This is a genomic window from bacterium (assembly GCA_021372535.1).
GTDB lineage: Bacteria > Latescibacterota > Latescibacteria > Latescibacterales > Latescibacteraceae > JAFGMP01.
The window spans coordinates 95700-109893 of sequence record JAJFUH010000107.1 but is presented as its reverse complement, the minus strand read 5'-3'; the positions used below and the strand labels follow the sequence as shown (position 1 = coordinate 109893).

9 protein-coding genes are annotated in these 14194 nt (G+C 50.6%); 5 read left to right on the top strand and 4 right to left on the bottom strand.

The annotated features are described in order from the left end of the window. From LLG96_10060 to LLG96_10050, 3 genes are all read left to right on the top strand, one after another. Positions 1-930 (top strand): AGE family epimerase/isomerase (locus LLG96_10060; GenBank protein ID MCE5250548.1); only part of this gene is annotated, 930 nt, incomplete at its 5' end. Between the two features lie 160 nt (positions 931-1090). Further along, entirely contained in the window at positions 1091-1663 is a 573-nt protein-coding gene (locus tag LLG96_10055; protein MCE5250547.1) for an HDIG domain-containing protein, read from the top strand. Between the two features lie 249 nt (positions 1664-1912). Further along, entirely contained in the window at positions 1913-2833 is a 921-nt protein-coding gene (locus tag LLG96_10050) for an exopolyphosphatase (GenBank protein MCE5250546.1), read from the top strand. A gap of 163 nt (positions 2834-2996) precedes the next feature. Here LLG96_10050 and LLG96_10045 read toward each other — a convergent pair whose 3' ends face one another. From LLG96_10045 to LLG96_10030, 4 genes are all read right to left on the bottom strand, one after another. Further along, the gene (locus LLG96_10045) at positions 2997-5465 is read right to left on the bottom strand and encodes a TonB-dependent receptor (protein MCE5250545.1); all 2469 of its coding nucleotides are present in this window, start codon (positions 5463-5465) and stop codon (positions 2997-2999) included. Positions 5466-5824: 359 nt separating this feature from the next. Continuing rightward, positions 5825-7765 (bottom strand): sodium:solute symporter, encoded by a 1941-nt coding sequence (locus LLG96_10040; protein MCE5250544.1) that lies wholly within the window; start codon positions 7763-7765, stop codon positions 5825-5827. A gap of 229 nt (positions 7766-7994) precedes the next feature. Beyond that, complete coding sequence (locus LLG96_10035; protein ID MCE5250543.1) at positions 7995-9935, bottom strand: sodium:solute symporter; 1941 nt, start codon at positions 9933-9935, stop codon at positions 7995-7997. A 233-nt stretch (positions 9936-10168) separates the two neighbouring features. After that, the gene (locus tag LLG96_10030; GenBank protein ID MCE5250542.1) at positions 10169-10906 is read right to left on the bottom strand and encodes a sialate O-acetylesterase; all 738 of its coding nucleotides are present in this window, start codon (positions 10904-10906) and stop codon (positions 10169-10171) included. Positions 10907-11180: 274 nt separating this feature from the next. On the opposite strand from LLG96_10030, the gene LLG96_10025 reads away from it, so the two are divergent. Next, a complete protein-coding gene (locus LLG96_10025) occupies positions 11181-12059 on the top strand; it encodes a ChbG/HpnK family deacetylase (protein MCE5250541.1) in 879 nt (292 codons plus the stop codon). A 502-nt stretch (positions 12060-12561) separates the two neighbouring features. Continuing rightward, complete coding sequence (locus LLG96_10020) at positions 12562-14142, top strand: DoxX family protein (GenBank protein MCE5250540.1); 1581 nt, start codon at positions 12562-12564, stop codon at positions 14140-14142. Positions 14143-14194: the final 52 nt, after the last annotated feature.

The following is a 14194-nucleotide window of genomic DNA, read 5'->3' as shown; positions in this document are numbered from 1 at the left end:
CTTGAAGCAGCGCGCAAGGGGAAGGATTTCATCTTCAAATACTGCCGGGACAAAGACGGCTACTGGATTTCGGAAGTAACCCGCGAGGGCAAACCCCTCAGGCCATCGGAGAACATTTACGGCGACATGTATGTGGCCATGGCGCTCGGCGAATACTTTGAGGCAACCGGGGATACGGAAGCCCGAGACATTGCAATCGAAACCGCGCACGGTGTCAACGAACGCATCGTATCGCCCGAATATCAGCACCTCGGCGGACACGGCGCCGGTCATGAGCCGGGCACCAAACGTCTCGGCACATGGCAGCATTTTTTAGGCGCTCTTACACCGCTCGCCCGTCAGACAGACGATTACGGTGTTGAAATGATCGCCCGTATGTGCGTGCGTAACATCCTCGAACGTCACTGGCACCCCGAACTGGGCGTGGCATTCGAGCACCTCGACGATCTGTTCCAGCCGTTCCGGGACGACCCGTTCGACCATCACCGGGTCGTATCGGGATGGCACAGTATTCAGGCGGCATGGATGTGCATGGACGAGGCGTTGAGAACGGGACACAAGCGGATGTTCATGGAGGCGCTCGAAATGGGGCGCTGCACTCTTGAAAAATGCTGGTATGACGACGGTAAGGAAAGCGGCCTCGCTTCCCTGCCCAATCCCGAGTCGAAACCGACATTGGACAGTGTGGGATATCTGCCGTGGGGAGCGCTCGATGATGCGATGGTGTTTACACTCATGGCAATAGAACATACCCATGCGCCATGGGCGATGTACTGGTACGACAAGGCGTTCAAAGTCTCATATGCCCATCCCGAGCGTCAGATACGGGAAGGATTGCTTCATCATCCGCGCCGTCTCTTCTTCGCTCCGCAGATTATCGGGCATATGATCGACCGGGGCGGGAAAGTCTCGAATTTCTGCGACACATGAGTTCAGTGCTGCAACGTTGCAGCACGCGCAAAATTGTGCATTTCACTCCGCATGGGGCACAGGATTCAGGAGAATACCGGGCAGAAGGACAATCCGCCGCCCGGCGTACGCGACCGGGAACTTCACAATCGATCATGAATCATCTTCACACGGGGCAATCATGGAAACACATGTACCGACACGTGATGAAGCGCTCGAACTCCTCCATGCATATAACGCGGAAGAAGCGCTCATCAACCATGCAAAGGCTGTCGAGGCGGTCATGCGTCATATGGCACGGAAAATGGGGCATGCTGCCGAAGAGGAGAAATGGGGCATAATCGGGCTTGTCCACGACATCGACTATGAACGGTTCCCGGAACAGCACTGCACGAAATCGGAAGAAATCCTCAGGGAGCACGGTTGGCCCGAGGATTATATCCGGGCTGTCGTTTCGCACGGATGGGGAATATGCTCCCCGGTGGAGCCCCTGTCCGACCTTGAAAAAGTCCTGTTCGCAATCGACGAGCTTACCGGGCTTGTTACCGCATGCGCGCTCGTGCGGCCTTCGAAGAGTGTCATGGACCTCGAGTCGGGCTCTGTCAAAAAGAAGTGGAAACAGCGTTCATTTGCCGCGGGCGCAAACCGCGAGGTCATCCAGAAGGGTGCGGACATGCTCGGTATCGAATTGACCGGGCTGTTTACCGATGTAATTATGGGAATGCGCGTAGTTGCAGCAGATATCGGCCTGTAAGGACAGAAGAGTCGTTCTGAAACCGCAATTACACGTTCAGACAGCGCGGTGAAATTTCCATACGCACACGTACAGTATGGTTTTTCTTGACGTTTTCACTTTATTTCCCTATACTGTTATCATTCATGCATTTTATATGAAACAGGCATGATAGTGATCATGAAGAACCATGGCAGGCATGACTCTGTGATAATAATATGGTTTTATAAAAAACAATAAATTCTCTTGGGGATTTCAGGAGGTGCTTCGATGAGGCTTTTAACTCGTTCGGATTTCGACGGATTGGCATGTGCGGTACTTCTGGTTGAAAAAGGTATTGTTGACGAATATATGTTTGTACATCCAAAAGATGTTCAGTCGGGACGGGTGAAAGTGACCACTGATGACGTACTGGCAAATATCCCCTATGTTCCGGGCTGCGGACTCTGGTTCGATCATCACGCAAGCGAAGAAGAACGCCTTGAAATCGCCAAGCTCGAATTCGAAGGCGACTCCCGTCCAGCTCCCAGTGCTGCCCAGGTTATATGGGAGTATTACGGCGGCGAGGCGACGTTCGGAAAACACTTCCTGCCCCTCATGGAAGGGGTCAACAAGAGCGACTCAGGTAACCTGGCCCGCGATGAGATATTAAGCCCGAAAGGCTTTATTCTGCTTTCGTTCATCATGGACCCGCGGACAGGGCTCGGCCGATTCAAGGAATTCAAAATCAGCAATTACCAGCTGATGGAAAATATGATACAGTACTGCCGTACGAAAACAGTGGAAGAGATACTGCAGCTCCCGGATGTCAAGGAACGGGTCGACCTGTATTACAAACACCAGAAACCCTATGTGGAAATGCTCAAACGCTGCAGCAAAACATACGGCAACGCAATCGTGACAAACCTCATGAACGAAGAGCCGATATATGCCGGAAACCGGTTCGTAATATACGCGCTCTTTCCCCAGCAGAATATCGAAATCAGGGTCATGTGGGGCAAAATCAGCCAGAATGTGGTCTTCACCGTCGGCCACAGCATCCTCAACCGCACGAGCAAGACAAATGTCGGGAAGCTCATGCTCGAATTCAAGGGCGGCGGACACGAAAAAGTGGGCACATGCCAGGTTTCCGTCCTCGAATGGAAACAGATTCTCGAGCAGATTATCGAAAAGGTGAAAAAGGACGGTTGATCCGGTCTGTTCACACGATTCTACAGAACGCTGATTAACGCAGATTATTTTTCATATCTGACCGATGTATCATTGCAGGGGTAATTCATGAATTACCCCTGTTCCGTTTCTCAGCGGTGAAATTATTTTTAAACATTTCCGGATAAATCCGATTTACTGCTTTTTAAAACTCGAAATTGAAACCGAGCATGGGCATTGCCTCGAAATTGTTGATCTGTTCCTTCTCGCCGTATTCGCTCCTGTTATAATCAAATATATTTTTCCTGTTGAAGACATTCCAGAAGTCAAAATAAACGACAAGACTCCAGTCATTGAAAAAGTACCGCCGGTCGATACGGATATCGAGTCTCTGGTAATCGCCGAGGCGCGTGTCATAGATTTTTTCGTCGGTGGGCACGATCCATTCGTGATATTGCCTGACATAAACAGGCTCTGTGTAAGGACGGCCGCCGCTGTAACGCCATTTTGCGGACAAAGTGACCTCGTCCCCGAACGGGAGAAGCCATGCCAGGGTTTTATACCACAGCTTTGGGCGCATGCCGTCGGTATACCATTTCGCTTTCATGAGATTCCACTGTTTTGAACCGGTCAGGGTCACGATATTTTTGAGATCGAACATTCCGGGACGCTCCTCGCCCGTCCGGGGATCGTCGAACCGGCACCTGTACAATGAATACGAAATGAGATACATGTAAGAGGTGGTCATCTTGCGATGGAGGAACAGTTCGATACCCTCCGAGTGTCCCTTTCCCTTGTTGACCATATCTCCGTAATCGATCATATCCGACGGGTCATCGAAGGGATTGTCGTTTGTCAAGGCTTTGAGGACGGGGATGTCCCTGTATTTCTTCGAGTATGCTTCGAGCGTGATTCTCATCTCGGGAAACGGAAACCACTCGGTGCCGGCAACAAACTGTTCCGTATGGTAGTTTTTAAGATTCCTGTTATTGCTGCTGGCGATGAGCATTACATATGCGGGGCTTTGATAGTGTTTGCCATATGCGCCGTTGAGAAAGAAGTTATCGGTCACCTGGTACCGTACACCCGCCCGCGGTGAAAAACTGCTGTCCTTTGTGTAGATGAATTTGTCATATCGCCCGCCCAGCCTCAGGGTAAGGCGCTCCACCGGAACAAGACGAACCTGTCCGTAAGCGGCTGTCTTGTAGGTATCGACATGCTCTTTACCATGCAATTCGGGATTTATGGTATAAATGGAATCCGCGTCACCGGCTGAATTCCTGATCTTGAAATCATACCGGGGATCAGCCGCGCTGTCAGTCCAGTCATACACATAAACCGTATCGGGCTTTTGATACATGTCATCGTTAAACCTGCAATTCTTGAGGGAAAATCCCCCGGAAATTTCCTGCTTCCTCCAGAACCACGACAGATCGTATTTCAGGGTGTTTTCGGATTCGGTCGACTCGTTGCTGTCGGTGAGAAGACCATTTTTTTCATGGAGCCAGTCGCGATTGTTCCAGTTATTCTGTACATGCGAAACGACCAGTTGCCCGTACAGCGACCGTGAAAGAGCGCTCTTAACCGTAAGGCCGGTGACAAAAAGATCGCTTTTCTGCGTCCAATAGGTGAACTCATCGGAATACATATCCGAATCTTTCGCATTATCGCCTTTGATGTGGTCGGCGCCGAAGAGGGTGTTCCACATGACCGTATGGATCCCGAAATCCCAGGATACCTTGCTCTGCATGTTATAATAGTGGGGTATGGACTCGGTTTCCCAGTTGGAGGCTATAAGATCGAGATAACTCACCCGGCCGGAAACAAGATACGATCCGTTATCTCCTGCCGGACCCTCGGCCATGGCACCGAAACCCGCAATTCCCAGATCGACACTCTTGAGCATTCTTTCCCTGCTGCCCTTACGGAGTGAAATATCGAGGACGGATGAAGCCTTGTCGCCGAACCGCGCCGGAAACGCGCCGGCCATAAAGCTCACGTCATTGATGAATTCCGAGCGTACCATGGAAATCGGGCCGCCGCCCAGGCTCTGATTGGAAAAATGATTGATATTGGGTATCTCGATTCCGTCCATAACCGTGAGGTTCTCATTGAAATTACCGCCGCGAACGACAATCTCATTGATCTGGTCGATGCCGGATGATACCGAGGGCATTACCTGGATAACCCGTTGAACATCGAGGGTTCCCCCTGCTGCATCGATGATTTCCTGTGTATCCATTGTCTTGCCCGATACCTCGGCTTCGGGGTCTTTTTCAAAATAGGATTCCTGCGCTTTAACCGTAACACCCTCGACTTCCACCGCCGAAAGCGCGAGTCCCACCGATATCTCGGTGCCACGGTCAGGGCTCACGACAACATTGGTTTTCACAAGCGGCTGATATCCTATCATCATAAAACGGAGGTTATACGTGCCGGGAGGAACCTGTTTGAGCGTATATTCACCCTTTTCGTTCGCCATGCCGCCCATGTTTGTATTTTCAATTCGTACCGAGGCTCCGATAAGAGGAGAATTGCTTGCGCGATCGGTTATGGTACCGAAAATCATACCGCCGGTCTTGTCTGCCCATGCAGGCGAATGATGAGAAACGAAAGAGGCAAATACCCATACAATCATGCACATTCCGGAAAGCCTGAGATGCTGTTTGTACATATCTTTTCTCCGTGTATAAAGGGATTTGAGACAGTGGGAAAAACCACCCCGAAAACGAGTAAACGAATACAAGGCACAATAATATTATATATAAACTATTTATATACTTACATATAATATAACGTCATCTTTAATATTTTACCAGTGCTCCAATTATGTGTTGATAGATATATAATATATATATTAACATTTATTGTCAATATATTTTTTTTATATAAATTTTAATAACGATAATATCATGTATTATTTGCCGTTGCCCGGCGCCGAAGCCGGTTCGATTCCGGTATGACACCGTGCGAAACCACAGTATAATCAACGGAGCACCCTATTACGCAGAAACGGTATACTTTAAACAGTTTTCAGGTTGTTGGCAGTTTTTTGTACCAGAAGAAATAGATTCCTGCAAGCGACAGAATAAACACCGGCAAAGTCCACAAAAACGAATCATACGCCCTGATGATAAGCTGCATAGGCAGCAGGAACAGGGTAATCTGCCAGAGCATCACAAAAGGAAGCGCGATGATATCGTAACGGTGCTCGTGTTCCATCGCGGTCCGTTCCCCTGAAGAAAGAATGGATTTCAGAGGTCCCCATAATCCGAAGGGGCGTGTTTTCCTATAGAAATTCTCAAGAACCGCTCGATCGGTTGGTTTGCTGATATAGGTACCGATTATCGAACAAATCAATCCGATAGAGGTAATAATGGTAAACTGGAGACGTTCATCGAGATCGGGAAACATGAACCGCTGGATTACAGAGCAGAGCATGCCTCCCATCAGGCCGATGGCGAAACCGCCTCCGTTGAAACGCCACCAGTACAGGCGCAGCATAAAGGGTATGATCATCCCTCCGCCGAGGCTCATGATAATCCAGCCCCAGATATCGTTGATACTCCTCGTTGAATAGCCCATCACGTAGCCTGCGGTGACCAGTATGACAATGAATCCCCAGCTGGCCGTTATGAGCTCCCTGTTTGATGCCGAGGGGCGGAGATAGCGCTGGTAGATATCGCGGGTGAAAAATCCCGCTGTCTTATTGACCGTGGAATCGAAGGTGGACATACATGCCGCAATAAGCGCGATAAGGATCATCCCGCGAAATCCCATGGGAATATCGAACAGGATGACAGCAGGAAGAATACGTTCGGGATTAATGGTTCCCTCGTAACTGAGAAGCTGAAGTTTGGATGTCCAGTTCTGCCCAAGAATGTTGGAAAGACCCGAAACGAGGTCCGGATACCGTTCGGGATAATGGATAACGCCGGACAGCACATCGGCCCAGCGGCTCTTGTCAATTGCGCCGAAATGGTTTTTGATGAGATCGGCTGCCTGGATAAGCACCCCCTGATCCGGGAAAAGATCCTTGACGAGGAACAGACCGAGCACGACAAAAGATATCATGAGCGGCCAGCGGAACATCATGAGCCATGTCCAGAAAAAGGTGAGTTTCCCGCACTCGCGGTCGCTCTTCGCGCCGAAGAATTTCGGATCGTCTCCCGAGCCCACACCGCCGATAATATTACGCAGAAGGTAAAAGAAGGCGAACATGGCGAGATGACTGTAGGCTTCATAACCCTTCGGCATCGAAGTAAACCACCGGAGCCGTGATGTCATCCAGTCGGGATTCCCGGTGACTTCATGTGCAAGAAGCGCAATAGTCTGCGAATCGGAAGCTTTCATGAGCGCCAGTATCGAAATAGCTATGACTGCGGTGAGAATAATGAACGATTGAAACATGTCGGTGAATACAACGCCGTAAAAACCCGATGCCATGGTATAGATCGCGGCCACACTGATCATGATAATCGAACACACAAGCGGAGAAAAAGGAAGAAACATCGAAAGGAATAATCCGACCCCTTTGACCAGATAAGCGAGCATTCCGATGGTGATAAGTATTTCCGCAATGGCGCGGGCGATACGGGCGAACTGCCCGCTGATACTCTCGCCGAACCTGAACACCATCCACTCGGCTCCCGTTATACAGCCGGAGCGACGGTGCCATTTCCCGGTCCACAGGAGCATGAAGGGCAGAACAAGCACCGCGCCGCCGCGGAACTCGATGAAAAGCCCCCGCGGTCCGAGCATGAACAGGAAGGATGTGATGATCATGGTGCCGGTGATATCGAGAAACGATGCCATGCCCGAAACGCCGAGCGCCCACCAGGGGAGTCTCCTTCCGCCGAGGAAGTAATCCTCGAGACTTCGGGATGCCATCTTTTTAAGAACCATGCCGAGACCTATAAGAATGGCAAAATAGATCAGCATGACTGTATAATCGATCGTGTTCAGGTATTCCATAGGTATCCTCCTGACATTTTACGATTAGTGTCTATTCCGAATTTATCTGGAAATATTCATAAAAAATTTCACCACGGAGACACGGAGCAGGGGTAATTCATGAATTACCCCTGCAATGTTACATCGGTAAGGTACTAAACTCAAATCCGCGTAAATCCGCGTTCTATCGAATCTTGAGAACTTATCGGGTATCTCCGTTTTCTCTCACTCACCCGCATCACGGATAAAATCATCCTTCCGGCAGCTTACGGTACCAGAACAGGTACATCCCTGCGAAGCATACGGCCCAGACAGCAAATGTAACCCGGAATGCCCCATAGGATTTAATTATGAGCTGCATTGGCAGCATGAAAAGCGTGATCTGCCAGCCAAGAACAAACGGAAGCGCGATGATATCGTAGCGGTGCTCCCGTTCCATACCGGCGCGGATATCAGGGGACATTTTTTTCCTGAGCGGCCCCCAGAAACCGAACGGCCGGGTTTTATGGTAAAAGTTTTCGAGTATCGCCCGGTCGGTCGGCCTGCTCAAATAGGTTCCGGCAACGGCGCCGGCGAACGATACAACACTTACGAGCGCAAACTGAAGACGCTCGTCGAGCTCGGGAAACATGAAACGCTGTGCAACGGCAAAAACCATCCCGACAACGGTGCCGAGGGCAAAACCTCCGCCGTTGTAACGCCACCAGTAAAACCGCATGAGACTGGGGATAAGGAGACCGGCTCCGAAACTCATGTTGATCCATCCCCAAATATCGTTGATGCTTCTTGTCGAGTATCCGAGGGCAAACCCGACCGCAACGAGAACGACAATGAAAACCCAGCTTGCAACGATCATTTCCCTGTTCGGGGCTGAAGGTCTCATATACCGCTGATAGATATCACGGATGAAGAAACCCGTCGTCCTGTTGACCGTGGAATCGAATGTGGTCATAGCCGCAGCGATGAGCGCCACAAGAATCATCCCGCGGAAACCCATCGGTATGTCATAGAGAATGACAGCCGGAAGAATGCGCTCGGGATTGACGGTTCCCTCGAAACTCAGAAGCTGGAGTTTCGATGACCAGTCATCCCCCAGCAGATTGGAGAGACCGGCGACGAGCGCCGGATAATGGCCGGGAGCATTGATGATTCCGGCAAGAGCATCGGGCCAGCGGCTCTTGTCGACTGCGCCGAGGTGATTCTTGATGAGATCGGCGGCCTGAATCAGCACCCCCTGGTCGGGAAACAGATTCTGCACGAGAAAAAGTCCGAGCACCGCAAACGCCATCATCATGGGCCACCGGAACATCATGAGGGATGTCCACATGAAGGTCAGCGTGCCGCATTCACGGTCGCTGCGGGCGCCGAAATACTTGGGGTCGTCCCCCGCGCACATGCCACCGAATATCTGGCGGAGGAAGTAAAACATCGCGAACATCGCAAGGTGACGGTAGGCTTCGTAACCCCGCGGCATGGATGTAAACCATTGCAGCCGTGAACTCGTCCATTCGGCGCTGCCGGTTACACTATGGGCCAGTGCGGCGAGGCTCTGAACATCGTATGGTTTTAGGAACGCCATGAGCGAAATCGCAACAACCGCAACAAGAATGATCATTGATTGAAAAAGATCGATGAACACAACGCCGTAAAAACCAGAAGCCATGGTATACAACGCTGCGACACCTATCATGATGAGCGAGCAGGCGAGCGGAGAAAAAGGCAGGAACATGGACAGAAAAAGCCCTGCACCTTTCACGAGGTATGCCAGCATGCCGACAGTGAGCAGTATCGCTGCCAATGCCGCGGTAAGACGGGCAAACTGACCGCCGAAACCCTCGCCGAACCTGAATATCATCCACTCGGCGCCGGTTATACACCGTGACCGCCTGTGCCATTTCCCCATCCAGACGAGCATGAAAGCGAGCGGCAGGACAGCGCCGCCCCGGAACTCTATGAACAGTCCCCGGGGACCGAGCATGAACAGAAACGATGTAATGATCATGGTGCCGGTCATATCGAGATACGACGCCATTCCCGAGACACCGAGCGCCCACCAGGGGAGCTTTCTGCCTCCGAGAAAGTAATCTTCGAGGCTTCGTGACGCCATCTTTTTGAGCACAAGACCGAGACCGAGAAGTATCGAAAAATAGATCAGAATGACCGTATAATCGATTGTGTTCAGGTATTTCAAAGATATCCCTCCCGACAATGTACCATATGTGTTTTATTCCAAATTCCTGCAAGTCATTTAAAAAGGATTCCCTATCAGCGATTCGGGAATGACGGCGTTACGGGGACTCCCGACACCAGGCCGGGGCTTTGGCACATGAAACAGCAGATGCATTTTCAGATAAAACCAGGCTGAGAAACGACACAGGCCCATGTGAACCTTATTATTCTGCACAGACCTCGATTACAAAGGTTTTATTTCACGGTCCTCTGCTGTTTTTTCCCGAGAAAAGGCAGAACCGCGTCGGCATAGCGTTCGCCGAAAATCCTCATGCCCGGGGTGTCGAAATGCCAGTCATCGAGCACATTCAATCCTTCGGATGAGGCAAACCCGGTACAGGGAACCTCACGGGGGAGTCTGGCAATCTGATCGTTCACCGGCCATGATCCGTTTATCTGCCCGGCGATAAAGGGAAGGTCTGGCGCCCCGAGGTCCTCTCTGAAATTACCGATCAATACCTTCAGCTTGTCAAGGTACAGTGGATCGGAACAGTCCGCTTCGCCCTGATGCCAGAGAATTCCCTTCAGCACGCCGGTCTTCTGTGCGATTTTTACCCGTCTCACCGCCTCAGAGTAGAGAAGTCCCCCTCTGCTCCACTGTGAGATGCTCGTTCCACCGCGTGCGTTGACCACGAGACCCACGGTTATGGACGGGTCCGAGCGGAGAATTTTCTTTGCAAAGGTATAACCGGGATTGAGTTTCTGCATGCTCATCTCTTTCCGGTACCGTGAATACCTGTTGAGCGGATTCGATGCGATTTCCCACTCGTCCGAGGCATTGAGCAGATAGCACCGCTCGATGGGCGCCCTGTCTTCGTCCCCGATCGGGGCTCTCCCGGCCATATTGGATTGTCCGATAAGAAGGAAAACATACAATTTCTCATTCGGCCCCGCAGTATTTTTAGTATTTTCGGCGGCAATACCTGAAAACATAAGCAACAATGCACAAGTCACGGCACAGAGAACAGCACGAGTTCTGAACATCATCATTCGCTTCCTTTTTTACAACCATGAAAATGAATCGAAGCGGCCTCATTTTGCATAGCGCCCCAACGACTTGATAAACTGTCATTTTATTATCAACAGCACCCGAAAACATCATGAGAAAAATACAAATAATACTATAGCGCAGCATAAGATAATTATATATTTTAAATTTAAACAAGGCAACCAGTACTTAAAAAATCACAAAAGGAGGAGCCCTGTCATGAAAGAGACAGTGTTTAAAGCTGCTGCTGTACTCTGCGTTTTATGTATTGCTGTTTGGGTAATTCCGCAAACGGCAGGTGCCCAGGATATCAGGGTCATCGTTCGCGGCGATGACATGGGCATGACCCAGGGATCACTTGCAGGCTTCGAGAAAGCTTTCAATGAGGGAGTCCTGACAAGCGGCGCAATCATCGTTCCGGGGCCGTGGTTTGAAGGCGCAGCCGAGCTGTGCAGGAAAAACCCGGGCTGGTGTACCGGCGTTCATCTCGCGCTGGTGGGTGAATGGCGCGGATACAGATGGCGCCCGGTGCTCCCGTATGACAAGGTATCCTCAATCGTTGACGAGGATGGATTTCTGTACACATCACCTGATGTGCTCTGGGCGCATAAGCCCAAAATCGAAGAGATAGATGCGGAACTGAGAGCACAAGTGGCTCTGGCAAAGAAAAAAGGTATTAATGTCCAGTATGTCGATACCCATTATATGGAATTGAACGACTATCCGGGCCTCGAAAATGTCATCAAAACCATCGCAAAAGAAAATAATGTACCCATATCGTCCGAGCTTGGTGAAGGAAGTCCCGGCAGTGTCTATACTGTCCCGGTAGCCCAGAAAAAAGATGCCGCAGTAAAAATGCTTCAGGAGCTCAAACCGGGATTATGGCTATGGGTTTGTCATATCGGAATAGAATCGCCGGAACAGGATGCCCTCATTCATACCCAGCCCGATCACATCTTTACCAATGGCGGGGTCGGCGCCCACCGTGCGGCTGAATTAGGGGTCCTCACCAGCATCGAGGTTAAATCGATGATTCTGGCCAAAGGCATCAAGCTGGTCAGTTATACCGATTTATGGAAAGAACAAAAGAAACGGTAGACATTATCTCTCAACAGGAATTTTGTAATCCTGCCTGTATATACAAACTGAAATGGGGCTGCTTCCCGCGACAACAGAAAGCGGCCCCCTTTTTTTACCTTTTCAAGATTCAATAGACTACTGATGAACACGGATTTTTTATTAACATTGACAATACGGAGAATTATGATAAATTTGTGAAAATAATATCCGGATTATTTATGAAGATTTTTCACCACAAAGGCACCAAGGCACAATATATAATACCAGGTTGCAATCGAACGGGCAATATAGGTGCCCGTAGTGATTTAAAACGATGCTGAAACCAGTTCAGCATGAGGTTATCCGATGTTACTGTTTAATCAACGGAGAAATAAAGAAAAGATTAAACACATTCTATATCTGCATGTATTATAACCGGGCGTGTGAAAAAATACCATTCGCAGTTCTGCCGATTCATGATTGATCTGTTCTTATAACCCATAATACTCGATTCAGCCGCTCGAAAGGGGAAAACAAGATCATGATACCTCGCAGCGAACCGGACCGACCCGTTACCCTCATTCAGCTTTCCGCTCTCACGCTGCTCCGCGTGGCTGTCGGATGGCACTTTCTCTACGAGGGTGTCGCCAAGATTTATACCCCTGACTGGACATCCAAGGGATTTCTCGCCATTTCCAAGTGGATATTCTCCCCGATATTCCACTGGATTGCTGACACACCCTCCGTCCTTTCCGTAGTCGATTTCCTCAACATCTGGGGACTCACACTCATCGGACTGGGACTCATGGCCGGTCTGTTAACCCGCCCCTCAGCCGTTTTCGGCATTGTCCTTCTTTTTCTGTACTATGTCGCCAATCCTCCGTTCATCGGCATGGATTACGGTGTTATAACCGAGGGAAGCTACCTGATCGTTGATAAAAACCTCGTGGAACTCATCGCTCTGATTGTGGTGGCGCTTTTTCCGACCGGGACATTCCTCGGGCTCGACCGGTATGTTGCATATCTGCGATTAAAACGCACCGGTGATTCGGTCGCTCAACCACTCCCCAAAGAGGCGTCGCAGCAGACGGGCGAAAACCATGATACCCCCCCTTCAATCGGCCGCCGCGAGCTTTTCAAAAGTCTCGCCACATTCCCGGTACTCGGGATATTCATCATTGCAGTGCTCAGGAAACTCGGATGGGAGAGCTACGAGGAGAAGCGCCTCAAGGAATTTCAGGCCGATGCGGTCTCTCGCGCGACAGCCAAGACCTTCAGCTTCACGAGCATGGAAAACCTCAAAGAGAAGGTTCCGCAGGCTCAAATCAAGAATCTCGGACTGAGCCGCGTCATCCTCGGCGGGAACCTGATCAACGGCTTCGTCCACGCCCGCGATCTCCTCTATGTCTCCAATCTCGTCAAGGCATACCACCACAAGGCGAAGATATTCGAAACGTTCATGCTTGCCGAGAAGTGCGGAATCAACGCCTTTCTCACAAATCCGATTCTGTCGGGTGTCATGGACGAATACTGGCGCCGTGGCATCGGCAAAATCAAATTCATACCCAATACCACATCGGACAACATCATCGAGGGAGCGAAGCGGTGTGTCGATTTCGGCGCGAGCGCGTGTTATGTGCACGGCGCAAGCGCTGACCAATACGCCCGCGAGGGGAATGTCGAGCCGGTCGGGAAGGCGATCGACCTCATCCGTCAGAATGGCATCCCCGCCGGTATCGGGGCGCATGACCTCTATACGGTCAAAAAATGCGTCGAACAGGGTGTTATACCGGATTTCTGGGTAAAAACGCTTCATCGGACAGATTACTGGTCGGCCCGGCTCGAAGGAGCGAAAGAGGGACTCGGAGACCATGACAATCTCTGGTGTACCGAACCGGAAGAGACCATCGAGTTCATGGGGACACTCAGCCAGCCATGGATTGCTTTCAAGGTTCTCGCTGCCGGCGCAATCGAGCCGAAAGAGGGATTCAAGTATGCGTTCGACGGCGGCGCCGACTTCATATGTGTGGGCATGTACGACTTTCAGATCGTGGACGATGTCAACATCGCCATGGAGGTGCTCGGCGGAAAGCTCGACCGTAAACGCCCGTGGTATGCATGAGCATGTTTATCCGAGTATTACCATATATATCGAACAGCCCGGCTGCCGATAT